At 47.1% G+C, this 24,869-nt stretch carries 32 protein-coding genes; 13 read left to right on the top strand and 19 right to left on the bottom strand.

The window, feature by feature from the left end; translation table 11 throughout:
- Positions 1-4: 4 nt before the first annotated feature.
- The 4 genes from ACOQOZ_RS10445 to ACOQOZ_RS10430 all read left to right on the top strand — a co-directional run bounded on the left by ACOQOZ_RS10445 (position 5) and on the right by ACOQOZ_RS10430 (position 2,596).
- Complete coding sequence (locus ACOQOZ_RS10445) at positions 5-922, top strand: cobalamin-binding protein (RefSeq protein WP_420592215.1); 918 nt, start codon at positions 5-7, stop codon at positions 920-922.
- Between the two features lie 90 nt (positions 923-1,012).
- Positions 1,013-1,594 (top strand): response regulator, encoded by a 582-nt coding sequence (locus ACOQOZ_RS10440; RefSeq protein WP_420592214.1) that lies wholly within the window; start codon positions 1,013-1,015, stop codon positions 1,592-1,594.
- A gap of 101 nt (positions 1,595-1,695) precedes the next feature.
- A complete protein-coding gene (locus ACOQOZ_RS10435) occupies positions 1,696-2,109 on the top strand; it encodes a hypothetical protein (RefSeq protein ID WP_420592213.1) in 414 nt (137 codons plus the stop codon).
- A 52-nt stretch (positions 2,110-2,161) separates the two neighbouring features.
- Positions 2,162-2,596 carry a hypothetical protein gene (locus tag ACOQOZ_RS10430; RefSeq protein ID WP_420592212.1) on the top strand — a complete coding sequence of 145 codons (435 nt, stop codon included), beginning with the start codon at positions 2,162-2,164 and terminating at the stop codon, positions 2,594-2,596.
- Here ACOQOZ_RS10430 and ACOQOZ_RS10425 read toward each other — a convergent pair.
- Positions 2,575-3,186, bottom strand: a complete 612-nt coding sequence (locus tag ACOQOZ_RS10425; RefSeq protein WP_420592211.1) for a hypothetical protein — start codon at positions 3,184-3,186, stop codon at positions 2,575-2,577. The genes ACOQOZ_RS10430 and ACOQOZ_RS10425 overlap by 22 nt on opposite strands.
- A gap of 144 nt (positions 3,187-3,330) precedes the next feature.
- Entirely contained in the window at positions 3,331-3,735 is a 405-nt protein-coding gene (locus ACOQOZ_RS10420) for a thiol-disulfide oxidoreductase DCC family protein (protein ID WP_420592210.1), read from the bottom strand.
- Between the two features lie 206 nt (positions 3,736-3,941).
- Between ACOQOZ_RS10420 and ACOQOZ_RS10415 the strand changes: the two genes are divergently transcribed.
- From ACOQOZ_RS10415 to ACOQOZ_RS10385, 7 genes are read left to right on the top strand one after another with little or no spacing between them, the layout of a single operon-like run.
- Positions 3,942-5,294 carry a V-type ATP synthase subunit B gene (locus ACOQOZ_RS10415; RefSeq protein WP_420592209.1) on the top strand — a complete coding sequence of 451 codons (1,353 nt, stop codon included), beginning with the start codon at positions 3,942-3,944 and terminating at the stop codon, positions 5,292-5,294.
- A complete protein-coding gene (locus tag ACOQOZ_RS10410; RefSeq protein WP_420592208.1) occupies positions 5,294-5,914 on the top strand; it encodes a V-type ATP synthase subunit D in 621 nt (206 codons plus the stop codon). Before ACOQOZ_RS10415 ends, ACOQOZ_RS10410 begins: the two co-directional genes overlap by 1 nt.
- Positions 5,911-7,749 carry a V-type ATP synthase subunit I gene (locus tag ACOQOZ_RS10405; RefSeq protein ID WP_420592207.1) on the top strand — a complete coding sequence of 613 codons (1,839 nt, stop codon included), beginning with the start codon at positions 5,911-5,913 and terminating at the stop codon, positions 7,747-7,749. The genes ACOQOZ_RS10410 and ACOQOZ_RS10405 overlap by 4 nt, the downstream gene beginning before the upstream one ends.
- Positions 7,742-8,200 carry an ATP synthase subunit C gene (locus ACOQOZ_RS10400; protein ID WP_420592206.1) on the top strand — a complete coding sequence of 153 codons (459 nt, stop codon included), beginning with the start codon at positions 7,742-7,744 and terminating at the stop codon, positions 8,198-8,200. The genes ACOQOZ_RS10405 and ACOQOZ_RS10400 overlap by 8 nt, the downstream gene beginning before the upstream one ends.
- Complete coding sequence (locus ACOQOZ_RS10395) at positions 8,200-8,913, top strand: hypothetical protein (protein ID WP_420592205.1); 714 nt, start codon at positions 8,200-8,202, stop codon at positions 8,911-8,913. The genes ACOQOZ_RS10400 and ACOQOZ_RS10395 overlap by 1 nt, the downstream gene beginning before the upstream one ends.
- A complete protein-coding gene (locus tag ACOQOZ_RS10390) occupies positions 8,913-9,680 on the top strand; it encodes a hypothetical protein (RefSeq protein ID WP_420592204.1) in 768 nt (255 codons plus the stop codon). Before ACOQOZ_RS10395 ends, ACOQOZ_RS10390 begins: the two co-directional genes overlap by 1 nt.
- Positions 9,677-11,575 (top strand): V-type ATP synthase subunit A, encoded by a 1,899-nt coding sequence (locus tag ACOQOZ_RS10385; RefSeq protein WP_420592203.1) that lies wholly within the window; start codon positions 9,677-9,679, stop codon positions 11,573-11,575. The genes ACOQOZ_RS10390 and ACOQOZ_RS10385 overlap by 4 nt, the downstream gene beginning before the upstream one ends.
- Positions 11,576-11,597: 22 nt before the next feature.
- Here ACOQOZ_RS10385 and ACOQOZ_RS10380 read toward each other — a convergent pair whose 3' ends face one another.
- From ACOQOZ_RS10380 to ACOQOZ_RS10325, 12 genes are all read right to left on the bottom strand, one after another.
- The gene (locus ACOQOZ_RS10380) at positions 11,598-11,891 is read right to left on the bottom strand and encodes a HigA family addiction module antitoxin (RefSeq protein ID WP_420592202.1); all 294 of its coding nucleotides are present in this window, start codon (positions 11,889-11,891) and stop codon (positions 11,598-11,600) included.
- 12 nt (positions 11,892-11,903) lie between these two features.
- The gene (locus tag ACOQOZ_RS10375; protein WP_420592201.1) at positions 11,904-12,194 is read right to left on the bottom strand and encodes a type II toxin-antitoxin system RelE/ParE family toxin; all 291 of its coding nucleotides are present in this window, start codon (positions 12,192-12,194) and stop codon (positions 11,904-11,906) included.
- A 90-nt stretch (positions 12,195-12,284) separates the two neighbouring features.
- Positions 12,285-12,641 (bottom strand): VOC family protein, encoded by a 357-nt coding sequence (locus tag ACOQOZ_RS10370; protein ID WP_420592200.1) that lies wholly within the window; start codon positions 12,639-12,641, stop codon positions 12,285-12,287.
- Between the two features lie 128 nt (positions 12,642-12,769).
- Positions 12,770-12,985: a DUF6500 family protein gene (locus ACOQOZ_RS10365; protein ID WP_420592199.1), complete on the bottom strand. Its 216-nt coding sequence runs from the start codon at positions 12,983-12,985 to the stop codon at positions 12,770-12,772.
- Between the two features lie 160 nt (positions 12,986-13,145).
- Positions 13,146-13,769, bottom strand: coding sequence for a Type 1 glutamine amidotransferase-like domain-containing protein (locus ACOQOZ_RS10360; protein ID WP_420592198.1), 624 nt, complete (start codon positions 13,767-13,769; stop codon positions 13,146-13,148).
- Positions 13,770-13,854: 85 nt separating this feature from the next.
- Complete coding sequence (locus ACOQOZ_RS10355; protein WP_420592197.1) at positions 13,855-13,977, bottom strand: DUF6500 family protein; 123 nt, start codon at positions 13,975-13,977, stop codon at positions 13,855-13,857.
- A 109-nt stretch (positions 13,978-14,086) separates the two neighbouring features.
- The gene (locus ACOQOZ_RS10350; protein ID WP_420592196.1) at positions 14,087-14,626 is read right to left on the bottom strand and encodes a hypothetical protein; all 540 of its coding nucleotides are present in this window, start codon (positions 14,624-14,626) and stop codon (positions 14,087-14,089) included.
- Between the two features lie 89 nt (positions 14,627-14,715).
- Positions 14,716-15,261 (bottom strand): hypothetical protein, encoded by a 546-nt coding sequence (locus ACOQOZ_RS10345; protein ID WP_420592195.1) that lies wholly within the window; start codon positions 15,259-15,261, stop codon positions 14,716-14,718.
- Position 15,262: 1 nt separating this feature from the next.
- Positions 15,263-15,805, bottom strand: coding sequence for a hypothetical protein (locus ACOQOZ_RS10340; RefSeq protein ID WP_420592194.1), 543 nt, complete (start codon positions 15,803-15,805; stop codon positions 15,263-15,265).
- Between the two features lie 116 nt (positions 15,806-15,921).
- On the bottom strand, positions 15,922-17,046 hold the full coding sequence (locus ACOQOZ_RS10335) for a hypothetical protein (protein WP_420592193.1): 1,125 nt from the start codon (positions 17,044-17,046) through the stop codon (positions 15,922-15,924).
- A 121-nt stretch (positions 17,047-17,167) separates the two neighbouring features.
- Entirely contained in the window at positions 17,168-17,572 is a 405-nt protein-coding gene (locus tag ACOQOZ_RS10330) for a DUF1801 domain-containing protein (RefSeq protein WP_420592192.1), read from the bottom strand.
- 147 nt (positions 17,573-17,719) lie between these two features.
- On the bottom strand, positions 17,720-18,001 hold the full coding sequence (locus tag ACOQOZ_RS10325; protein ID WP_420592191.1) for a hypothetical protein: 282 nt from the start codon (positions 17,999-18,001) through the stop codon (positions 17,720-17,722).
- A gap of 179 nt (positions 18,002-18,180) precedes the next feature.
- On the opposite strand from ACOQOZ_RS10325, the gene ACOQOZ_RS10320 reads away from it, so the two are divergent.
- Positions 18,181-18,555, top strand: coding sequence for a carboxymuconolactone decarboxylase family protein (locus tag ACOQOZ_RS10320; protein ID WP_420592190.1), 375 nt, complete (start codon positions 18,181-18,183; stop codon positions 18,553-18,555).
- A gap of 118 nt (positions 18,556-18,673) precedes the next feature.
- Here the strand turns inward: ACOQOZ_RS10320 and ACOQOZ_RS10315 are convergent, their stop codons facing one another.
- From ACOQOZ_RS10315 to ACOQOZ_RS10305, 3 genes are read right to left on the bottom strand one after another with little or no spacing between them, the layout of a single operon-like run.
- Positions 18,674-19,549: a metal-dependent hydrolase gene (locus ACOQOZ_RS10315; RefSeq protein WP_420592189.1), complete on the bottom strand. Its 876-nt coding sequence runs from the start codon at positions 19,547-19,549 to the stop codon at positions 18,674-18,676.
- A 36-nt stretch (positions 19,550-19,585) separates the two neighbouring features.
- Complete coding sequence (locus tag ACOQOZ_RS10310) at positions 19,586-20,425, bottom strand: SDR family NAD(P)-dependent oxidoreductase (protein WP_420592188.1); 840 nt, start codon at positions 20,423-20,425, stop codon at positions 19,586-19,588.
- The gene (locus tag ACOQOZ_RS10305; protein ID WP_420592187.1) at positions 20,422-21,993 is read right to left on the bottom strand and encodes a flavin-containing monooxygenase; all 1,572 of its coding nucleotides are present in this window, start codon (positions 21,991-21,993) and stop codon (positions 20,422-20,424) included. The genes ACOQOZ_RS10310 and ACOQOZ_RS10305 overlap by 4 nt, the downstream gene beginning before the upstream one ends.
- Positions 21,994-22,091: 98 nt before the next feature.
- Between ACOQOZ_RS10305 and ACOQOZ_RS10300 the strand changes: the two genes are divergently transcribed.
- Positions 22,092-23,375: a PucR family transcriptional regulator gene (locus ACOQOZ_RS10300; protein WP_420592186.1), complete on the top strand. Its 1,284-nt coding sequence runs from the start codon at positions 22,092-22,094 to the stop codon at positions 23,373-23,375.
- Positions 23,376-23,415: 40 nt separating this feature from the next.
- On the opposite strand, the gene ACOQOZ_RS10295 is transcribed toward ACOQOZ_RS10300, so the two are convergent.
- Both ACOQOZ_RS10295 and ACOQOZ_RS10290 read right to left on the bottom strand, forming a co-directional pair.
- Positions 23,416-23,694 carry a YdcH family protein gene (locus ACOQOZ_RS10295; protein ID WP_420592185.1) on the bottom strand — a complete coding sequence of 93 codons (279 nt, stop codon included), beginning with the start codon at positions 23,692-23,694 and terminating at the stop codon, positions 23,416-23,418.
- Between the two features lie 99 nt (positions 23,695-23,793).
- Positions 23,794-24,813, bottom strand: coding sequence for a quinone oxidoreductase family protein (locus ACOQOZ_RS10290; RefSeq protein WP_420592184.1), 1,020 nt, complete (start codon positions 24,811-24,813; stop codon positions 23,794-23,796).
- Positions 24,814-24,869: the final 56 nt, after the last annotated feature.

The following is a 24,869-nucleotide window of genomic DNA, read 5'->3' as shown; positions in this document are numbered from 1 at the left end:
TGAAATGAATATCAAAAAATTACCGAGTGTTTATCGTTGGATTATAGGTGTATGTGCATCGCTGTGCCTGAGCCAGGTCAGTTATGCGGAATTTACGCTGACAGATGATGCGGGAGTGACTCACACCTTTGATAAACCGGTACAGCGTATTGTTAGCCTGATGCCTCATGGCACCGAGCTTTTATTTGAAGTTGGAGCGGGTGATCTGATTCTTGGTACGGTGAAATATTCCGATTATCCACAGGCCGCTACTGAAATACCGGTGGTGGGTGGTTACAGTGGTTTAAATATCGAAGCCATTGCCGCATTAAATCCGGATATTTTATTGTCCTGGCCGGAAGGCAATGCCAGCCGGGAATTACAGCGTCTGCAGCAGCTTGGATTCAAATTGTATGCATCCGATCCGATTACCTTTCGTGGTATCGCCGATAACCTGCGCAAGTTAGGGAAAATGACCGGTCGTGAACAGCAGGGTAACGCTGCTGCCGATCGTTTTATGAGTGAAGTGATCGATCTGGAAGAAACCTTCAGCCATCAGAAGCCGTTGTCGGTGTTTTATCAGGTGTGGCATGAGCCGCTGATGACACAAAATAAAGACACCTTTATTTCCAAAGCCATCGAGTTATGCGGCGGTGAAAATATTTTTGGCGATTTACGGATTCGCGCACCACAAGTCAGTCTGGAATCGGTATTAGCAACCGACCCTCAGGTGATTGTTGCCAGCGGTATGGGCGAATCCCGCCCGGAGTGGCTGGACCACTGGAAAGAATACTCCGGTTTACAAGCCGTAAAATCCGGCAGCCTGTTTCATATTCATCCGAGCTTCTTTCAGCGACCAACATCGCGCTTTTTAGTGGGAACACGTCAGCTGTGTGAAAAAATGGCGCAAACCCGTGTGCAATTGAATAATTCTAAAAAATAACAATAGTTCTATGTAGTAATGAGCTGTTTATCTTCTGGAGAATTTCACTGTTGTTGCTAGTCTGAAATCAACTTTGCAGGGATTTTTATTATGGAAGTTGAAGTACCAGCAGCGCTGAAAGGTAAGCGTATTCTGGTTGTGGATGATCAGGGCTCCATCCGGGCTGTGTTTCAGGCATTTTTACGTGACCTCGGATTCCGCAACGTATTAAGCGCTATTGATGGCGAAGACAGCGTTCATTTTCTTGAAAAACACGCGGTTGATCTGATTATCTGCGATTGGGCAATGCCAAAGCTTTCTGGTTTGGAAGTGTTGCATATCATCCGCGCCCATGAGCAAACCAAAGACCTGCCTTTTATGATGGTTACCTCATCATCTGAAATCGCCAAGGTGCAGCAGGCGGTGGAGTTGGGGGTATCGGATTATCTGATCAAACCTTTCCAGCCGGGTCAGCTGTGTCAGAAAGTAATTTCTCTGCTGCAGGCATCGGATTATAAGGCGCAGAAACTACCAATACAGGATTTGACGGCGCCGCGCAGTGCGGATGAAGACCTGACGCAGAAACAAGCCACCGAAGCATCTGCAGACGAACAGCCAGCCGAGCAATCAACGAATCAGGAACCCGCTGGCCAAGACCCGACCACTGAAAAACAAGACGAAGCGGCGGGCTGATTACAGAAGATTACAGCGGATGTAATCAAATTTGTCGCTTATTGACATTCTGCCTTGAGTTTCCCATGCTGGCTATGTCGTTTTTCGTATGAGCGTTGTGTATGCAGCAAACCCAAGTGCAACATGGAGAGTTCGAGCTATCGGTTTCCGGCAATATTCTGATCGCACATCTGATTGGTGGTTGGAATAAGGAAGCGGCTCTGGCGTTTGATCGCGAATTCCGTATTGCAGCCGAACCTCTGTTAGCTGACGACTGGGGCCATCTGGTGTTTCTGGATGACTGGAGCCTGGGGGTTCCGGAGATGATCCCCATTATCGAAGATCTGGTGCAATGGTGCGTTATTAACGGCCTCAAACGTGCGGCTCATGTATATTCCCCGTCAATGCTGAAGCAGATGCAGGCCAACGATATGGTGGCTGAGCAGCTCGGAGACTTTCAGCGTTGTGCGTTCCGCGATAAAGAATCGGCGTTAGCCTGGCTGGCACAACAGCAGTTCACACTGGGCCAGAGCTAAAGCTCTAACGATTACCTTCCTCAATTAATACCTGAATCAAACGGATTACATTATGACAACAGCAGTGAAGCGGTCAGTCAGCAGCCACCATCAACACGGAGAATTCGAGTTATCCATTCAGGGCAATGTCATCGTTGCCGATATTCACGGCAGCTGGAATGCGCAGGCTGCTAAAGCGTTTGATGTCGAGTTTCGTCAGCTGGTGCAGCAACTTTCACAGAAGAGCTGGGCACATCTGGCTTATCTGGATAACTGGGAGTTAGGCACCAGTGAAATGGTGGCGGTGATTGAAGAGTTGGGAGTCTGGTGTATCGAACAGGGTATGAAACGCGCGGCCCATGTTTATCAACCATCGCATTTTAAATCACTGCTGCTCGACGATATGGTGGTCGAGCAGCAAGGTGAGTTTCAGCGCCGCAGTTTTGCAGAAGCGGATCAGGCCATTGCATGGCTTGCTGCCGACGGTTACTTATTGAATGAAGGCTGAGCTGAAATCTGTAACACATTCATCAACTCGACAGCCCTTGGGTTGGAAAACAACGCTTCTTTGAAGTCATTGTGAACAACCTGGTTGATTTCTGCATTACTCAATAGACTGGCCTTATCATTCTGCTGTGCATCTATTCCGGCATTAATAAGCGCTTGTTTATAGGCATGATTTACGTACTGACTGTATTCTTGATGTTCTTGTTGGTGTCGTTGGTAAAACTCGTCAAGCCTGCGCCGATGCTGTGTGGCGTCCATGCTGTTTTCCTGATAACTGGCTAACGCTTGTTTATTCTTTTCTGAGCCTGCGTTGTTTGATGATAGCTGGTTAGCTAGCGCGACATATTGCTTCCCTTCACTAATGAGTGCATCGGAATCGCTCAAATTCGTGTATTCAGGTTGATACTGACTCATCCAGGCAGGGGCCTGTAAATGTGCTAATTCTGACGCGCGGTGAGCTGCAGAAGAAATCATTACAGTGTCATTATACTGAGCTGTGTTCGTATGAGCGCCAGCTGAACTCAGCCCAGGCCGGCGAACATCAGTGACTGGTTGCTGGCTATAAGAATGAAGCAACGATGAAACATTCATTGTAGCTGTCCTTGTGAATTGTGTTACCGCATCATCAGCAAAATTAATTCCATCTTTCAGGTTAATGATAAGTTATTGATATTTATAATATTTGATGAGGCCGACGGCCGAAGCTAATGGGTAGCAGCGGCAATATATTTCCGCTTAGCGGCAATTATCTTTTTGATTAACATCGCACGCTTCGCAACGTGCCTGGCCGGTCAATAAGCGTGAAATCGAATAACGATTACGGGCAAAAAATAAATACGCCTTGTCAGCAAACCAGCGAATCACCGGCCAACGCATCCAGCCGGTTCGCCAGCCTTTGCCGACCAGGCTCCAGGCTTTATGAGTGCTGTCTAACCCCCGGAGTAATTCACCGTTGGGCAGCTGGCTCAATAAAATTGAGCTGGCTTCTGCTTTATCAATCTGTGGGTAACGCTCACTGAAATCCGCTTGCTGAATATCTTCCAGACGCAGTTTCTGCTGTTGGTCGATTTTGCGCAGATGATCCATCTCTCGAACGCACAGTGGACAAAAGCCGTCGTAAAAAATGGTGAGTTCAGCCATAGGTATGAAATCCTGCCAAATAAGATTCACTTCTCAGACCTTTATTGTCGCCGTTTACCAACACCTTTGGCAATTCGATTCAGAACTGAAACAGACTGTACTTATTCCCGACATCAAAGCTCCATAAAAAACGATTTGAATCAATTACGCCAGCCAGGACACTGGCTAGGCTTATAACATCTCCAGGACAGGGTCAGGTCGGTAATATGGGTTCACAGCAAACGTCGTATCACTCGATAGAAGAAATTGTGGGTGACTTATTAAAGTTGCGCATTCCTGTGCCTGAAGCCGGAGCTGAACCGCTGGTGCGCCTGAACGACCTGGCGGTAGTGGAAGGTAGCGACAATCAATCCCGCCTGGCGCAGGTAATTGATATCAAAGCCGGGCTGGTTACCATGCAGGTGCTGGATGGTACCAAAGGCCTGGCCACCGATGCCAGTGTCAGCTTTCTTGGTCATCCGATGCAGGTGACTTTCTCCGACAACGTGTTGGGCCGTACCTTTAACGGCAAAGGCAAAGTAATCGATTCTGGCCCGCAGCTGACTTTCGATGCCAAAGTGGAAATTGCTGGGCCAACCGTTAACCCGATGCGCCGGGTGTTAGCCTCACAAATGATCCGCACTAAGGTGCCGATGATCGATGTATTTAACTGCCTGGTGGAAAGCCAGAAAATTCCGATTTTTTCCGTTTCCGGAGAACCCTATAACCGCTTTTTAGCGCGTATTGGTATTCAGGCCGATGCCGACATTATTGTGTTTGGTGGCATGGGGTTGGTATTCGACGATTTCTATTTTTTCCGCCAGTCGTTTGAAGATGCCGGGGTATTAGCCCGTACCGTGATGTTTGTGAATCAGGCGTCGGATTCGATTGTGGAACGTTTATTAGTACCGGATATGGCGTTAGCCGTGGCTGAACGTTTTGCCGTTGAAGAAGGCAAGCGGGTACTGGTGCTATTAACCGATATGACGGCCTATGCCGACGCGTTAAAAGAAGTCGGCATCGCCAATGAACGGGTACCGTCGAACCGCGGTTATATGGGCGATTTATATTCCCAGCTGGCGCGCCGTTACGAAAAAGCCTGTGATTACACCAAAGGTGGCTCGGTTACGATTTTGTCGGTAACCACCATGCCGGGTAACGAGGTCAGCCACCCGGTGCCGGATAACACGGGTTACATCACCGAGGGACAGTTCTATTTACACAACGGTGTGCTCGATCCGTTTGGTTCATTATCGCGGTTAAAACAACACGTAATTGGTAAACAAACCCGGGAAGATCACAGCCAGGTGATGAACACCATGATTCGTTTTTATTCCGGCGCGGTAGAGGCGGAACAAAAACAGGCGATGGCATTTGAATTATCCGATTACGATCGACAATTACTGAAGTTCGGAAAATTATTCCGCCAACACTTTATGGAATTAGAAGTGTCGATGGAATTAGAAGAAGCACTGGATCTGGCCTGGAAGATGATGGCCGACTGCTTCAGCGCTGAGCAGCTGTTAATGAAACAGGAACTGGTGAATAAATATTTCCCCCGCTCTGAGGCTAACGCCTGATGGCCCGGCTGTTATTATCCAAAGCCACGTTATCCGCCCAGCGTAAGCAGTTGGCGGCGTACCGGCGTTTTTTACCGTCGCTGGAAATGAAGCGGCAGCAATTAATGGTAACGGTAAAAAGTTGCGAACAGACACTCGCTGAACAACAGCAGGCTGTGTTGCGGTTGCAGCAAAAAGTTGCCGAGCAATATCCGATGCTGGCCAATGATCGTATCGATCTGGATCAGCTTGTGGTAATTAACGCGGTACATACTCAACGCACCAATATTGTGGGTGTCTGGATCGACGACATTGTTGATATCGAATTCGATTGTGCGCCGATCTCGATTCTGACCAAACCTCATTGGGTGGATGGGATTCAGCGTTTATTACAACAAGCGCTGGAATTAGAGATCCGCCAGTTACAGCAGCAGAAAATTCTTAAGCGCTTAAAAGACGAGCTGTTAAAAGTCACCCAGCGGGTCAACCTGTTCGATAAAGTGCTGATTCCCGAAGCGCTGGCGAATATCCGAAAAATTCAGATTTATCTCGATGATAAAGATCGTGAAGCGGTAATCACCTCAAAAATTGCCAAGAATAAACGTGCCGCCCAGGCTGACCGGCAAGGCGGTGTATTATGAGTATTGTCCGTCTGAAAAAAATCACCCTGGCCGGACGTGAGCAGGACAAACATCATATTGTCAGCTGCCTGCAGCAGTTTGGTGAATTGCATATTATCGACAAAGATAAACCGAATTCGGCCCACGAAATTGAATTATCACCCAAGGCACAAAAAGCCTATCATGCCATTCATTTTTTAGAAGGCACATTAAATCCACGCCGGGCGTTAAAACACGCGCGCCATTTTGATTTTGACCGGGTGGTGGATGAAGTACTGAGTCTGAAAGATCAGATTCGTGACGTTGGTGATCGCCTGGATGAATTAAATAACCGCATTCGTCTGATGCGTCCCTGGGGCGATTTCAGCTTTCCACCAGACAGCTATGTTGATCATTTTCGTTTCTGGTTTTATCGCCTGCCAGTGAAAAATCGTGCGGTATTAGATCAGCTGCAGCTTCCCTGGAAAGTGGTGGGTCGTTCCCATCAGGAACTGTATCTGGTGGTGATTTGTGCTGACGAACCGGATGCACAGTTATTACCGGTCGCCCGTGAACACCTTGGCAGCCTGCCACTAAACACCTTGCTGGAAAACCGTGAACACACTGAACTGCGGTTAGAAGAATTACAGGTACGGCGTCAGCAGCTGTGCCGTTATTTACCGCAATTACAACGCGACTTAGATAAGGCCAATAACCGCGCGTTATTTAACTATGTGTTAGCGCAAAGTGAAGATCTGGCGGAACAACAAACGGATAGCCACTCCAGTGTATTACGTCATCAGGTGTTTGTATTAAAAGCCTGGTTACCCGTCAGCCAGCTGAAACAACTGCAGCAACTCAGCAGCCAGCAGGGCTTTGCGTTTGTGGCGGAAGATCCGGCCGATCAGGAATGTCCTCCAACTTTATTAAAACCGGTTCCGGGATTTGGTGCGGGTGCCAACCTGGCGGCGGTGTATCAGTTACCGGACTATCGCAGCTGGGACCCATCGGTACATCTGTATTTATCCTTTGCGCTGTTTTTTTCGATGATTTTATCGGATGCCGGTTATGCCGCCTTATTGGCCGGTGGCCTGGCGCTGAAATGGCGCTCAATCGGAAAAGACCTGCGCGAAATGTTGCGCTTTATATTATCCGCCGCAGCCATTTGGGGTGTGATGGTTGGTAGTTATTTCGGCTATGAAGCCCCGCCCGGATCCTTGTTGGCGTCGCTTAAAGTAGTCGATCTGAATGATTACGACGCCATGATGACGTTGTCGGTCATGATTGGGGTTATCCATATTGTGATCGCCAATATCACCATGGGATGGAATTACCGCGATCAGAAACAAAAATGGATTCCGGCACTGGGCTGGATCGGAATCTGTATCAGCGGTTGTTTAATCTGGCTGCAGCCTGCCATTGTTCAGGGAAATTATCTGGCCCAATCCTTGGCCGGAATCAGTGCGCTAGCGTTACTCAGCTTCGCCAGTGATCGTCCGGTAACGGGTATTAAAAGCGCATTATTACGCTTAAGTGATGGGCTGTTAAAGCTGACTGGTTTAAGCAAATTATTTGGTGATGTTCTCAGCTATATGCGGTTGTTTGCACTGGGACTGGCCAGTGCATCATTAGCACTGACCTTTAATGGTCTGGCACAGGATGCTTACGCTTCTGACAGTGGTCTGGGGCTGGTTACCGGTACGTTAATTTTCCTGGCGGGTCATATCATCAATCTGGCACTGGGCATTATGAGTGGTGTGGTGCATGGCCTGCGTCTTAATTTTATCGAATTTTATAACTGGGGTGAGCCGGGAGAAGGTTACGCCTATTCCCGTTTTGCTTTAAGCGACCGTCTTAAGGAGACAGAAGATGAATGAGTTAGTCATTGCACTGGGCTGGTTGGGATTATTTGCCCCGGTGGCGTTAGGAGCGATTGGCAGTGTGATGGGTTGCGCCATCGCCGGGCAGGCAGCCATTGGTGCCATGTTAGAAACCGAATCCGGCTATGGTCGCTTTATTGGTTTATCGGTATTGCCATCGTCGTTTGTGATTTATGGCATCGTTTTAATGTTTACCCTGCAGCGGGAAATTACTGCGGTTAATGCAGGTGGCCTGATGGGGATAGGTTTATTAGCCGGTATTGCGCTGTTATTTACCGGCATCTGGCAGGGCCGCACCTGTGCTTCCGCCATTAACGCATCAAAAGAAAAGCCGGAGATTTTTGCACTATCCATCGCGCCTTCCGCCATTGTTGAAGGTTTTGGTGTGTTTGTGTTTATTTTCGCACTGGTGCTGTCGGGCAGCTTGCCTGAGGTTGGGGGTGTTTAATGGCCGCTGATAAACACGCAGAAAAGATCTCTTCCGGTATCGATGAACTGGTGGAGAAATTAAAAAACGATGGCATTCAGGCGGGTCAGCAGCAGGCGCTGGATATTATTGCCGAAGCCGAAAAGCGCGCCGACTTAATTGAGCGTCAGGCCCAGGAAAAAGCCGATGCCATGTTAAAAGAAAGCCATGAGCGTATTGAACGTGAAGAACAGGCCGCCAAAGATGCGTTGCAGCTGGCGTTTCGCGATATGGTGTTGGGTATGAAAAACGCCATGCTGGAGCGGTTATCGTCTGACTTTTCCCGGGAAGTAAAACAACAAGCGGCGGCGGTTCCTGTTCTGGAGAAAATGATTCTTGAAGCGGTACGCCAGATCAGTGCTGAAGTGCGGGTGCCAGAGCTGAACAATACGGATGGCTCCGCTGGAACAGAGGTTGAGGTATTAGTTCCGCAGCAGTTAATGCAACTGGACGATATTCGTGCCAACCCGGATAAAGCCAGTGACGGCCCGTTAGCGGATTTATCATCCCATTTAGCCGGGCAGATGTTCAGCCAGGGTATCCGTTTTGCTGCCGGTGATCAGGATGCCGGCATTCAGATGAAACTGCAGGATGGCGAAATGCTGGTGGATGTCAGTGATAAAGCCATTGCTGATTTATTGCTGAAATATCTGCAACCCAGATTCCGTGCCATATTAGAAGGTGTGATTCACTGATGGATAACAGCTTCGGGGCGCAAACAATCGACTTTCATAATCCGGACCAATACTTAACCCTGTTAAGTGGTTTACCGGCGAATATTTCGTTGTTTTCGGCGAAAAAAACACCGGTATCGCGATTAAAGCTGGAGCAGAAATTAGTAACGCTGGAGCCACAGCACCGGCAGTTGTTAACGGATATCGAAAGTGTGCTGCAGTGGGGATATTTATCACCACAAATGAAACACGACCAGAATAAAGCGGATGCATTACAACCGGTCGAGCGTATTAAAAAAGTCCTGGCGTCGGTAACCGATCGGCCATTAAACACACTGGTGCGCGATAAGTTAGATTTCCGCTCTTTGGTGGGGGCGTTACGTCACCGTCATGATGATCCAGCCAATGTGTTGTCGGGTAACTGGACCGTCAGTCGCTTTAAACAAAATATCGAAGCGAACTGGCAGGAACCGTATTTCCGGCTGGAGCATGCCTGCCCTTGGTTAGTGGAAGCAAAACAATACATTGATAAAGATGAACCGCTGTTATTAGAAAAGCTGCTGCTGCAAACAGCCTGGCAGCATTTATCACGGCCACCTTCTGGTTCATCTGATGTATCGGGTGGCCAGGAATTCAGTTTTTATGCGGTGGTGGTTTATGTGCTGAAGTGGAACATCGTTGAGCGCTGGACCCGTTATGACAGTGACGCCGCCAGCCAGCGGTTTCAGCAACTTATTCAGTCAGGTCTGAGCAGCCTGCCGCAGGATTTTCAGGGAGATTCCTTATGACGTTTAATTGCGATGCATCTTCCCCGGTGGCTGAGGCAATCAGTGCCCGCGTGATTGCTGTACAGGATGACTTAGTCACCATCGAAAGTGTGGCACGTGATGGTGAATATCAGCCGCTTGTTAAAAACGAAGTGATATATATTCTGCCGTCACGACTGGCCCAGGACTCAGGTGCAGATAAAGCGGCCGGAAAACAAGGCCGTCAGGAATGGCTAAAAGCCGAAGTATTACGGATTAACGGCAAACGCGCTGATGCTCAGGTATACGAAAGCACTTCTGGTGTTGGCGTGGGTGATGGCGTGGTGCAAAGCGGCGAAATGTTATCGGCGGAATTAGGCCCGGGTTTATTAGGAATGGTGTACGACGGATTGCAGAATCCGTTAGAAACCCTGGCCAATGATTTTGGTACTTTCCTGCCCCGTGGCGTTGACGTTAAAGCGCTGGATCAGGAACGTAAATGGTTATTTAAACCGTTGGCGCGTGGCGGTGATACGGTAGCGGCGGCGCAGGTGATTGGCACTGTGGCCGAAGGTCGTTTTACTCACAAAATTATGGCGCCGTTTGATTTAAACGGCGAATGGAAACTCGACTGGATTCAGCAGGGTAACGTGCATGTGCAGGATGTGGTGGCGCAGATTTCCAATGAAAAAGGTGTTGAGCGCAAAATATCACTGCAGCAACGCTGGCCAATTCGTAAACCGGTTTCCCGGGCGTTAATTGAACAGGGTCAGGCGCAACGTGAATATCCGCAGCAACCGTTATCCACAACCATGCGCTTGGTGGATACCTTTTTCCCGATTGCCAAAGGTGGCACCGGTTGTATTCCCGGACCGTTTGGTGCCGGTAAAACCGTATTGCAGGGATTAATTTCTCGTTATTCCGATGTAGATATTGTGATTGTGGTGGCCTGTGGTGAACGTGCCGGTGAGGTGGTGGAAACCATTCAGGAATTCCCCAATATGCCGGACCCGAAAACCGGCGGCACCTTAATGGATCGCACCATTATTATCTGTAATACCTCGTCGATGCCGGTGGCGGCGCGGGAAGCGTCGATTTATATGGGCATTACCCTGGCCGAGTATTACCAGGCGATGGGTTTTGATGTGTTATTAATTGCCGATTCGACGTCGCGCTGGGCTCAGGCGATGCGTGAAACATCGGGTCGGTTGGAAGAAATTCCCGGTGAGGAAGCCTTCCCGGCGTATCTCGACTCGTCGATTAAAAATGTTTATGAACGTGCCGGGGTATTGCAGCGCACAAGTAATGAAAAAACAGGTGATGAAAAATCTGGCAGTACTTTTATCGGAACACTGACCATGATTGGCACCGTATCACCGGCGGGTGGTAACTTCGAAGAACCGGTGACTCAGTCGACGTTAGGTACGGTAAAAACCTTTTTAGGCTTATCGGCAGATCGTGCTTATAAACGTTTTTATCCGGCAGTAGATCCATTATTAAGCTGGTCGCGTTATTTACAGCAGCTGAAGCCCTGGTTCGAGAAAAACCTGGAAATTGGCTGGACAGATCGGGTGATGCGTTTGCGCGAATTACTCGAACGCGGCGAAGAGATTAACCGCATGATGCAGGTTACTGGTGAAGAAGGGGTCAGTCGCGACGACTTTATCACCAGCCAGAAAGCCGTGTTAGTGGATATGGTGTATCTGCAGCAGGACGCGTTTGATGATGTGGATGTATCGATGCCGATGCCACGCCAGCAAGCGTTATTGCACCTGCTGGAGAAGGTGATTGCTCACCAACCAAAAGTAGAGAATAAAAGTGAGCTGCGCGATTTTTATACACAGCTGACGGGGCTGCTTAAGAACCTGAATTATGCGGTGGATAAAAGTCCGGAGTATCAGAGGCTATTGGCAGATATTGAAGGTAAGCTGATTTAGCGTGGCCATGCTAAATCAGCAGTTATCCTGCTGCCACGGCAACCATAGGTTGAATGTGATGTTTTGGTCGGTGTGCTGAAAGATCATGAGTAGACTGCAGGTTTAGCCAAAATTCTGGAGAAGTATTCAGCGCTTCTGATAATAGCCAGGCCGTATCGGGAGTAATGCCACGCTTGCCACGCACAATTTCATTGATACGTTGCACCGGAACGCCCAGATGTCCGGCAAGAGCTTTCTGAGTAATTTCCAGAGGCTCCAGATACTCTTTCAGTAAGATAACCCCAGGATGAGTCGCTGTTCTGTTAGAAGGAATCATAGTTCACCTCGTTTAGTGGTAATCAATAATCTGAACATCGTGGGCAGCATTTCCCTGCCAGCGGAAGATGATGCGCCACTGATTATTAATCCGAATGCTGTGAAAACCCTTCAGATCACCTTTGAGCGGCTCCAGGCGATTGCCCGGAGGCGACTTCAGGTCATCCAGTGTTTGTGCAGCATTGATAATATCCAGCTTGTATAAAGCCATTTCGTGGATCTGACTCGGCAGCTTGCGAGCTTTACGGCTTGCAAGGCCGTTGAACAGATCGGAAGTAGCTTTGTCTGCGAAAGAAACAATCATAGAGGTGATGTTAATGAATACACGGTATTCATGCAACGGAGATAGTGTCAGGAGGTTTACTGTGATGCCGCAAGGCCAGTCTTGGCAGTATTAATCCGAGAAACAGATCTTGTTTTTATCCAGATCCCGGACATAAGCGGAAAAGCGTGGACCACGCTGGTTGGGTTCACCTTCGCAGCTGCCACCCAGTGCCAGCGCTTTGTTGTATAACTCTTTTACCTTATCCACAGATCCCAGGCTAAAGCCCACCATGGTTCCGTTGCCGTTAGTTGCTGGCTGCTCATCGAATGGGATGGCTACGGCAAAGGCAAAGTCTTCAGCCAGCCAATACGTCATTCTGTCGGACGCGACGGCTTTGTGCAGACCTTCTGTTTCGAACAGCGCATCGTAAAACTGGGTCGCAGCTTCCATGTTGTTGGTACCAACAACGAAATAGTTCATCTTCATGGTGAGTCCTTCTCTGTGGATTAATTGGGTTTATTAACTGGGGAAGGACTATAGCGGTTGGCTCCTGACAGGCTGTGGCAGGAGCTATTTTTCGGTAGAGAATTGAGAGCAGAAGGGAAGGTGAAACGTTATTCGGCTTCAACCATGGCTTTGATTTTTACCGCTTTCTCAAAGTGATCCAGCTTGTGGATTTTAATCCACCACTCGGCGGCTTCCATCAGTAGCTCCGGGTCATCGTTTTTGTTTTTGAAGAAGGCGTAGAAGGAGATGCCGACGTTGTCACCTTTGCTGGCGATTTTCTTATCGCATACTTCGATGATTTTGGCTTTCAGGCTTGATCGCATGTTTTGTAATGTATTCGCTGTCTTCTGATCACAGGATTATTGCAGTGGCTACTGACAATCGCTGGCAGTAGTAGCTTTTTCACAGGCGAGATGTGCAAGATGGTGATGTGAGGCCAATTGACATAAGCATCTTACTCGAAAGACCGTTCCGCTATGTGTGTTAAGCATTGATTTTATACTTCTGTGTTCTTTGGCCTTTTACTCGAAATGCCTCTGCATTACTGAAAGGCTCAATCTTTATTGTCTTCGAATATTTAGATTTCATTGCTTCAGTTATTTCGATGAAGGGCTCGTTCGTATAATGAGGTAAAGGGTAAAAATCAATCAGATTTAATGCTTCATAGGATTCGAGCGATGGTGCAGCACTTTCATCATCCATGTCTCGAACATAGTCGATACTAGGAGAAAGAATCATGGAACCGGCTGATTCTCCTATGTAGGTTTTGCCAGATTGCACTTGTTTGATGATTTCTTTATCCGCACCGGTACGTTTTAGCTCCTGAAGCAGGAAGAAAGTGTTGCCGCCAGACACATATATAAAGTCGTTGCGTTCAAGAGAGGAAAAGATCGTATCCTTATCTTCTATGGAAACATCAATGACTTCTACAAGTAACCCCATCCCTTCTAAAGATTTCTTTGCATCCTCAACATAGAAATTAATCTCTTCATGAATGCTTGCTGTTGGGATGAATGTAACCGTCTTTCCTGGTGTCAGGTTCTCTTCGGTATCTTTGAAGATGCTTGCTACATCAGAGAAAGATGACGTGATAAATAGACTTTTCATACTATTTCCAATAAGTGTAATTTTGTTCTTTCAGTATCGAGTTGCAGCTGTCTGGTTATGGTAACTATTCATTCGACGATTTCCATCAGGAAATCCATGTAATCGATTTTTTGAAGAAGGCGTAGAAGGAGATGCCAACGTTGTCGCCTTTGCTGGTGACTTTCTTATCGCACACTTCGATGATTTTGGCTTCCAGGCTTGGTCGCATGTTTTTTACTGTATTCAGTTGCTATACTTTGGCATTGGACACCCCAATCTTAATTAGATTGAGGTGTTCGTTTTAACGGGGGAAGGCTAGGGAGATTCACATTTTCTTTTTAGACTGATTTTACGTTAACAAAATTGTATTCATTGCTTTCGTTAGATTTACTCAACAGAAATGGTTCAATCTCATGTAGCTTTGAAATATCTCTAGCGAATACGTTTTCTAGGTTATTTCTTTCATTGGCTATAGATTCATAATTGTCTTTCCCAAACTCTATCAAGTCTTCATCCGCATTTAGGTATATGTAATTAATCTGATTAATATGTTTAGTTATATCACTTGAAAGCCACATCCCTTGTTTCATAGCCGACTGAATTAATATTAGGTGATTTATAAACTCTTCATTTCCAAATGAAAATACTTGATGATAGGACAGACCATCTTGATCGACGATACTGCCTCTCAAGGAGGCAATTATGGACTCGACTGTTTCGTAAGCCATAATTCGCTTATCAAGTATATTCTTGTGGAAATCATATAGAAAATCATTTTTCTTTAGTTTCAATGAAAATAGACCACTAGCCAAAGATGTAACAGTTGCAGCTAGAAATGAACTAGACAATATTGTTACGATTAGCGTCTTAGTATCCATTTTCTCTTCCTTCAGCGATTGTTAGATAATACAGTGGAGGCCACGCTTATAGTGGCCGTTCGAATTTGAGTGGTTTGTGATGTATTTTGTTACCGACTGGCATTGGCTTCATTCAAACACCACTCAGTAATAGGTTTTAGAAGATTATCTAGTTTCTGAACTTCTTTCCCTGCCAGTTTACAGGCATCTAGATGATGCTGAACCTCCGCATCAAGACCTTTTGGTACTCTAAGCCATATTTTGTCACACTCTCCACCAAGCCTTTCCATTTCTGCATATTGATGAGTAGGATTTAGTGGTAAATCCGGAAAGTATAAATTCTTATATATTTCACATTCATATATTAGCTCTCTAGCGTCCTCTGCGAGCTTTCTATCTCTAACGACATCTTGATCCAGCCGTTTAATGCTCCAAAGGTATTTCTTCGCTGTTCGAGAATACTCGTGAACTTTGGAGAATAACTCTTCAATCTTTTTGAGTCTCAGCTCTTTCTTGGCTTTATTCTTGTCTCTCCACCCAGTCGCTATAAATATGATCACAGAAAGCAATGATGATATTGTCACTGAGAAAAATATTGCTGTAGATCCTGGTGTGGAGAAAACATACTCAACAAGACAAACCAGCCTTTCAATCATTTTAAAATCTCTTTAGATGCGTAACGCCTCTAGAAGAGACGCACACTTTTTGCGCGTCCTTCTTGCTTGATTCGTTACGTGCCTTTAATTCTTCCGTGAATGAATCCCATAGAGCTACACATTCTTTGGCTAACTCAAGTGCATCTAGGAGTTCTTCACCACTTAATATCGTATATTTGCACTTCATGACTTCACCGCCGCCACTACCTGTATACCAAGTTGATGTGTGCCTTTGCTTCCCGGTGATATGAAGTTGTCGGCTGGTACGTAAAGAGCGAGTGAGTTTGCAGTGCTTTGAACCGTTTGCTAAGTCTGCGCAGACCATTAATGCATGATGTTGATTAATATAGCTATCTATCTCCGCTGCTGTGACGCTAAGAACATTCAAATGAATAACCCAATCTCGGATATGATAGCAATGGATAAAAAACGATATGACATCATCGTCATAGGAATCCTTATCATGTCCCGAAGATGAGAAAACACCTTCATATATTGCCTCAATACGTGAAAGGTATCTTTTGGCTCTTTCAATTTGCTCCATTCTATGACTCCATGAGCACGTAACGCCGCATTCTGCGGCATTGTCCGCTGGAATGCTTTGTCAAATGCGCTCTATGGATACTATTGAACCTGGTACTTCACTACTGATCAAGTCATCTATTTCAAAGTGCACAGTATAATTCTCAGACATTGCAAGATTGTATATCGATTTTTTTTATCATCTCTAAGGTTACTCCACCAATCCAAATCAAAAAAAGCATTTTCTGCGTATGCAAAAACACACTTCGTTAACCACGACTTGACGAACTCAGAACCTTTCTCAAAAACTTCCTCCAAGTATTTTTCTATAACATTATGCTCTTTCAGGTAAGAAACCACATAAGCAGCACAACCATTAACAGTTACCGTAGACAAAGCAAAGTGTTGAAAGAGATACATAGGATCACCTAAGTTCTGAACCTTGACTCCACTGATATTGTAATATGGCGACATTGTGGCGCTTACAGAAAGGCAGAGAGGTTCATCCAACACAATCACATAGGAAGAGAGCAAATCATACTCACTTTGTACCTTTGCTCTCTCATATTTATTTTTAATTGATGAAATATCTTCAAATCCTTTGAATACATCTCTTTTTAGAAGGAATAATTTTTCCTGAAGAATCAATTGTTCACTCAAATCATAGCCTTTATCCAAGTTTTCTAATTGCCAGATAACTGCTTTTTTAGCAGCACTTTTCTGATAGTACTCATGGCAAACCGCACGATATGAGCTGGCCCAGCAATTCTCTGGTGTAGCAATGAATTCATTTAATTCTATGTTTTTAAATAGCTCTGTATCATGATATTCACAGAACCCATAGAATATTGACGCTTCCTTCTTGATGCCTGTTTTTATATCTCTTAGCTGTTCAAAACCATTTATATTCCGATAGAAGGTTCCTACGTGACCATCTTTTGCCATACTAGACAGCACTCTACCTCGTTGCACTGTATGTGCACCTTTTATTGGAAGCTTACAGTTTCTATCATCAAAAGAGGCTGAACAGTATTTTTTACTGTCAAAAATCTTTGATAGCTCTTTTCTCACTTCTCCTTCACTTATTTTTCGGTGCTTATCCCTTTCGAGATGACAGTCTTTATATACTTTTCCACCTTGACACCAACAAGCTTCATAGGGCCCAGTTTGTGAGGCTTGGATGATTGCATGACAAAATCGAGTTTTAGTTTCCTCATCGAAGCTCCGCATCATACTGCTCAATCTTTCCGATAAATCATCCATATGCTTCATTTTCCATTGAACATTTTAATTGTGCGCACGCGCATTTGCATGGAACACCCGAAATTCGGGCATTCTTATAACTCATTGAATTCTCGTTGGAGACTTCCATCTGCTGATCTTCTCACCCACCCAACAACGGCAGGTCTTTCACCTTCTTATAGGTCAGCGCGAGCTGCAAACAATGCTTCAGCTCTTTCTCTAGCAGTGGCTGAGACAAGGGCAATATCAGCTCACGATTACCCTCAAACTCCAGCAAGCCTGTGTATAACTCGCGAAACGTCGCAACCAGCTTGGTATTGCAGTTAAAGAAGATGCTGACTCGCTCTGGGTGTTTCTCTTTCCAGTCGAGTCGAATCGGGCTGCCGCTCTTAACGGAATAACTGGGTTCGCCCCATTTCAGGGTTTCTTCACAGCGGCCGAGTTCAAGTTCCGCCACTAATTCCAGAATCAGCGTACGAATCTGTAACAGCCGTTGTTTGGCATCAGCAGGGTAGTGATCAAACTTGTTTTGAACATCCGGGTTCATGGAGAAATCCAGTCAGCAGTAATGCCTCCAACTTTAATGTGTTTACTATCAGATTGGAATAATGAACGGAAGGCACTAGCAATGGCTCAACGGCTGGATAGGCACCCAAGGGTTGAGTCATTGATTGATGGGACGATAGCAAAGTCGTTAAGAACGATTGCCCCAGATCTTCGCCACGGCATTGTCTGAACCCAAAGTACCCACTACCAGAGCAACCAACGCCACGGCAAAAAACACTACGCCCGGAATCAGCCCACCGAGAACACCGCTGCTGATGGCGGCAATCAATGAAACAGACGACAGCAGTAAAAATAAAAAGCCAACAATATTCAGAATGATGCGGTGTGATGGCTTGTAATTAACCGCAGGTTGATCGGTCTCAAACAGATTAAGGATGGGCGAGAAGATTTTGGTAAAAAGCGCTTTCATAGTGTCTCGTAGGCAGATGTCTTAACAAAGGCTGTGGATAAGCTAAACGGCATTGTTACCTTTGCGCGCCAAGCATGCCATAAGATTGGTCGGCTTTGGCCATTTCTCTGCATCGATTGGCCCGGAATCAGCAAGCAAGTAACATAGCGCCCGGATTCTGAATGGCAGAGATTAGGGTTATGAGTAAAGAAGATTTCGAAAACGGTTTGCAGGTACGCCGTGAAGTGATGGGTGAAGAGTTTGTTAATAAAGCCATGGATAACACCAGCGCGTACATGGAACCGGCACAGCAATGGATTAACGAACACGCCTGGGGTTCGGTATGGCAGCGTGAGGGCCTGGACCGTAAGACCCGCTCGCTGGTGACTGTGGGTATGTTAGCGGCGTTAAAAGCGTCGACCGAGATTAAAGGTCATATTCAGGGCGCATTAAACAACGGCGCCACGCCAGAAGAAATCCGTGAGGTGTTATTACACTCGGCGGTGTATTGTGGTGCTCCGGCGGCTCAGGAAGCGTTACGGGCGGCAAAAGATTTATTAGAAGATAAGTTCTGAGATAACTATTCCAGGCATGAAAACAAACAGGGCTGCGACGATGACTCGCCGCAGCCCTGTTTGTTTAAACCTGCATTAACATCAGCGTTAACGCCGATTAAAGCTGACTAAGTGCTGATTAATAAGCCGCAGCAATCATGGCATCACAAGCATCGTGTGGATTACCGGTTTTGTCGTACACATCAACCCACTGACCGTAGTTATGCACCACCGGAATATCTTCCGGGTGGAAGTTCGGCTTAAAGTAGCGCAGCAGGTTCGGCGTAAACGACGATAAAATACCTTTGCGCGGTCCGTACATCCATGGAATGTTTTTCACAAACATCTTACGGCGCTGCCATTTTGAGAAGCCATCGGCTTTCAGCATTTCATCGGCAAAGTGGAACATAAAGTAAGAAATAATCCAGGTGGCACGAACCATGGCTTTAGCGCGAGTCCAGTAGCCCACTTTGGCAACGTCTTTCATCACATCAAAAGCAACCGATCTGTGTTCCATTTCTTCAATGGCATGCCAGGCAAATAACGCACGCATTTTCGGGTGCATACCGGCAGTGGTCTCTTTATTGGAGAAATAGGTATCGGCCAATAATGCGGTAAAGTGCTCAGCCGCTGCGGTAATCGCCAGGTTGTATTCCGGCGACCAGCGACGTTCGTCTTCTTTGGTTTTATTTTTATGCTCGGCTAACAGGCGTTTCATTGGCATGCCTTGTTTTTCCAGCAGGTCATTAAATACCGTGTGTGCAATACCGTGCTGTGCTTCCTGCATGGTGAATTCTTTTACTTCATGCTGCAGTTTCGGGTCGGTAATGCGATCACGAAATGCACGTACGCTGGAAATAAAATAACGCTCACCTTCCGGGAAGGTCGACTGTAATGCGTCGTGCAAGCGGGTTTTAAACGGGTCGTTGGAATGCCAGTACTTCGGCAGGTTTTCGTCCAAACCAAAGTCGATTCCTTTGCGTGCTTCAATTTCTGGCTGATTAGGGTTGCTCATGGCTGACTCCTTGTTGTTAGCGATCTGGCTGGATTGTTATTTGCTCTGACCGGCAAGAACGGCAAGTTGGTCGTAATGTTCCGGGTCTCTCATATCGCCCATTTCACGATAGAGAATTTTGTTGCGTAACTTCAGTGGTAACAGTCTTAAGAAATTCAGCAACGAAGACTGATAGCCAAATACCATACGCTGTTTACCGCTCTGGATACCTTTAATCACAATACGAACGGCATCCAGTGGATCGGTTTTCAGGTATTTCTCTTCAAACTCCGCACCGTTTTTCGAGTCTTTGGCGATATTGGTTTTAATGCCGCCGGGATGAACCAGGTGCACCGAAATGGGCGTTTCCGCCAGTTCAACCATCAGTGATTCACTAAAGCCGCGTACGGCAAATTTAGAGGCGCAATAATCACTGGTGCCTGGCGTGCCAATTAAACCAAACACACTGGAGACGTTAACGATGGCACCTTCCTGGTTGGCTAATAATTGCGGCAGGAAGGCGCGGGTCATATTTACCACGGCAAAGAAATTCACATTCATAGTGGTATGAATTTGCGATGATTCCTGTGCCCATAACGGCGCACCGCCACCACCAATACCGGCGTTGTTGATCACCACGTGGGCTTTGCCCAGTTTGGCTTCAACCGTTTTAGCAAAAGCTTCAACACCATCTTGTGACACGATATCCAGTACTTCGCTATGGCTGTACTTGTCGGTGATTTTCTGCAGCATGGCGTGGGTTTCTGCCAGCGCAGCTTCATTGACGTCGGTAATCGCTACCAGAGCGCCCAGACGGGCAAACTCCAATGCGTATTCACGGCCCATGCCCGAAGCGGCACCGGTGACTACCACAACCTTGTTATGAAAGTGCTTCATGCTTCCGCTCCGGTTTTACCTTTCTTTTTACGTGTTGTTTTGGCTGCGGGTTTTTCCGCTGCTTTTTCGACGCCATTTTTACTGGCTAATTGCTCGGCGGAGTAAAACTTCAGGCATTCGTTGGTTACTGAACCAAAGCGCAGGTTTTTGGCATCGGCTTTGTAGTCCATCGCAACATCCCAGGGTGGCTCCATACCACGACGAGGCAGGGTGTCGATCACACGCTGTACATAGCCGGCGCCAAAATCCAGCAGCGGGCGGGTAGGCATATTCGGATCTGGCAGTTCAGCCTGACACACCTGATGATCGTGCTCGGACATGTGCTGCATGATGCGGCACAGGTGCTCACAGATCAGACCAATTTTTAATGTCCAGGAGGAGTTGGTGTAACCAATGGCGTAAGCAAAGTTAGGCACACCACTTAACATCAGTGCTTTATAAGCAACGGAATTCGGATAATCGATTGGCTGGCCATCAACGCGATAATCAATGCCACCAAACAGCTGAACGTTCAGGCCCGTTGCGGTGATAATAATATCGGCGTCGAGTTTTTCGCCGGATTTTAATAACAGGCCATCTTCGGTAAAGGTATCAATATGGTCGGTAACAATCGATGCATCACCATTGCTGACGACGTTAAATAAATCGCCATCGGTGACTGCACATAAACGCTGATCCCATGGATCGTACGGTGGGTTAAAGTGCACATCAATTGGGTAGTTTTCCGGTAACAGCTTTTTGGTTCCGGCGCGGATTAATTTACGCGCAGCGTTCGGGAAACGCATGCAGAAACGCCACCACCAACGACTGAGGTTGATGTTTTTGCTGCGAATCATTTTGTACGCCATTTCTTCCGGAAAGATCTTTTTAATCACATTAGCGATTGGATCTTCGGTTGGCAGGCTGACCACATAAGTTGGTGTACGTTGTAGCATGGTCACGTGGGCGGCTTTATCGGTCATCGCCGGTACCAGGGTAACCGCAGTCGCACCACTGCCAATTACCACCACTTTTTTATTGCTGTAATCTAAATCTTCCGGCCAGTGCTGTGGATGAATAATCTGACCTTTAAAGTTTTCACGACCATTAAATTCTGGCGTGAAACCTTCTTCATAATTGTAATAACCGGCGGCGGAGAATAACCAGCGGGTGGTCATGGTTTCTGTTTTACCGCTGACGGTATCGGTAAATTCAACATGCCAGCAAGCATCGGTGCTGGACCAGTTAGCGGTTTTAACCCGGCTGTTAAAACGGATTTTGTCCTGAATCTGATTTTCGTCTACCGCTTCACGCAGGTAATCCATAATGGTGCCGGCATCGGCAATCGCCTTTGGACTTTTCCACGGCTTAAATTCATAACCAAAAGTGTATAAATCGGAATCGGAGCGGATGCCCGGATAACGGAATAAATCCCAGGTGCCACCAATATCAGCACGTGACTCAAGAATGGTGAAACGCTTATTCGGTTGATCACGTTGTAAATAATAAGCCAGGCCAATTCCGGAAACACCGGCGCCAATGATTAATACGTCTGTATCCGGGGTGGATCCCTGTGCGTGAGCATTCATAACATGCCTTTATTGTTACTGTTATTCGACGTTGTTCAGTTTATGAACTAAATATCCAGCAAACAATGTACAAAATACCACTCCGTGAGTACCATTTGGTGCAGATTGCACTGAAATGGATGCCTTTCAGCATGTTAAATATCGCCATCAATTCCCACCAAAACTGGCCCAGAGTGTCGCCACGGATCATCGAGCTGATGCGTCGTGGTGCGGAGATCGGTTTGGAGCTGGCCACCAGTCCGCTGTTTTTAGACGCATTGGAAGGGGTTAACTTCAAAGGTAACAGCACCGACGACCTGCATGATGACCCGGTGATTCAAGCCAAACACCGCCGGGCAATTCGTGCCAGTGTGCTGCATTGGTTAAACGCCATTATCGAAGCACCGGACCAGGCGGTGGCGCCGTATTCCGTCGATGAAGCGGTGGATAGTACCGCCGATATGTATCAGTCTCAGGCGGCGCAGATGCTGCAGAAAAACTCCCATTCAATTCAGAATATTGCCTGGCAATACTGGATGAAAATTGTTTTTCAGCTGACTAAAGAACCACTCGAATTACAACAATTGCTGGAGTTATCATCGATTTCAATCCGCAGCTTCAGTGAAGATTCCCTGCAGCTGGGCATGGAGCGGCTGGAGCAGATTGAAGCCAGTCGCAAACGCAGTGGTATTGAAGAACAGATTGATCTGGTGACCAGAATTATTGATGGTCAGGATATTGATATTACCCGCACCAGCCACTCGCTGAATTATTCCATTAAACAGCCACATCACAGCGCAATTGTCTGGAGTGAAGAAATTGATACGGAAATTTCCGCACTGGAAACGGTTGCGGCGGTGTTCCAGAAAGCGTGTCAGCAAACTGAATCGTTAAAAATTATCGTCAGTCCATCGGTGATCTGGGTGTGGGCTTCGGCAGAATTTTCAGTTAATGAACGACTGCTGGAAACGGTATTAAAACAACATGAGAATGTGCGCATCAGTTTTGGTTCCGGTAGCTCCGGTCTGGATGGTTTTCGCCGGGCGCATCTGGATGCCCAAGCGGCGCAACGGGTATTGGGCCGGTTAAAATCCAATATTCAGTTAGTGAGTTACGAACGGGTACGGTTGATGGCGTTTTTATCTAAAGACGCAAAGTCGATTCAGCATTATTCCGAACACGTATTAGGTGAACTGGCCCAGGCACCGGCGACGGTACGCCAATCGTTACACGCCTTTCTCGAATGTGGTTGTAATGCTACGGAAGCCGCAAAAAAACTGCATACCCATCGTAATACCCTGTTAAGGCGTTTGGCAAAGGCGGAAGAAATGCTGCCGCGGCCATTGGCAGAAAACCGCATCCAGGTTGCGGTTGCACTCGAAGCTTTGTACTGGATTCTGTAAAAAATCCGGGCAATAAAAAAGCGGCCATTGTGCCGCTTTTTCAGTCGTCGCCAGCGTTCGGTTTTACAGCAGGAATGTCGTGCTGTTTTTTAATCATGCCGAATAACTCATCTTTAAGATGTGCGCGTTCAGCTTTAAGGGTATTAAACGCCTGATCTTCCATTGGCTGGCCGCGTTCTTCCAGATTGCGGGTACGTTTATCCAGTTTGTGATACAGGTCGGATAAGTCGTGGAAATGTTTATCGGTTTCCAGCAACAGAAAAATATCTTCTTTGTACTCGGCAAAATCTTCCAGTAATGCGTGGCTCTCTCCTAACATAGGCTTAACCTCTTGGCAGGCAACTGCGACAGCCACAGTTTAATATTAAGCCACACATTAAATCGGCCAGATTTTGGTAAAAAATCTTTACGGCAACAACTATGCAATTGTTAACACAAGTTTCCCTGTGGTTTTACCAGACTCCAGCTGAGTGTGCGCTTCAGCGGCTTGTTCCAGCGGCAAGGTATTGATATTCGGGCGTAAAATGCCTTTCGCCAGCAGCTCATAAACACTTTCCATATCGGCGTGGAAGGTTTCTGGCTGATTGACAAAATAGGTGTAAATATCACTGACCCGCAGCGCAATGGATTTCTGGAAGTGTTTGGCCAGATCTTCGGCAAACGTGCCGACCGGTGCACCGGCTAAAAAGCCAAACAGAACCGTAGTGCCCAGTGGTGCTAACATTTCCAGGTCTTTGCTGACGCTATCGCCGGAGATTGGGTTTAAGGTGATATCAACACCACGGCCCGCAGTAATCTCATTCACCCGTGCTACCAGATCTTCGCTACGGTAATCAATCACATGATCGGCGCCCTGGGACTTGGCGTATTCCACTTTATCGGTGCTGACCGAAGCAATGGCGGTTAATCCCAGGTGTTTGGCGATATGCAACGCCATGGTGCCAACACCACCGGCAGCAGCGTGAATCAGCACGCTGTCACCAGCTTTGGCGCGGCCAAGGTTCACCAGCATATGCCAGGCGGTCAGGCTGTTAACCGGCAGAGAAGCGGCCAGGGCAAAATCGACGTCGTCGGCAATTTGAGTCACGTATGGTGCTGCAATGACGGAATGGCTTGAATAGCCCTGGGCGCCAATCGGGCCCATCCAGGCGACGCGGTCACCCACCTTCAGACCTTCAACGCCGTCACCCAGAGCCTCGATTATGCCTGCACCTTCAACGCCGGGAATATGGGGAAGTTCTGGCGCCATACCTTCCGGCATTTCGCCACGGCGGATAATGGTATCGATAAAGTTCACCGCCCCGGCATGGTTACGAATCAGCACCTCACCCGGGCCCGGCGCGGGTGTATCGAACCCGATACGTTGCAGCACGTCGGGCGTGCCAATGGCGCTGATGCTGATACCGAAAGATTGTTTAGCTGTCGCTGATTGAGTCATGGGGAGTACCTCGCTCTGATTGTGTGATCACCTGACTGTGATAATTAAGATAGAGG

Source organism: Bacterioplanoides sp. (genome assembly GCF_965219715.1).
Classification (GTDB): Bacteria; Pseudomonadota; Gammaproteobacteria; order Pseudomonadales; family Oceanobacteraceae; genus Bacterioplanoides.
Note: the sequence above shows the minus strand (reverse complement) of the source record. Positions and strands in the feature narration are given on the sequence as shown.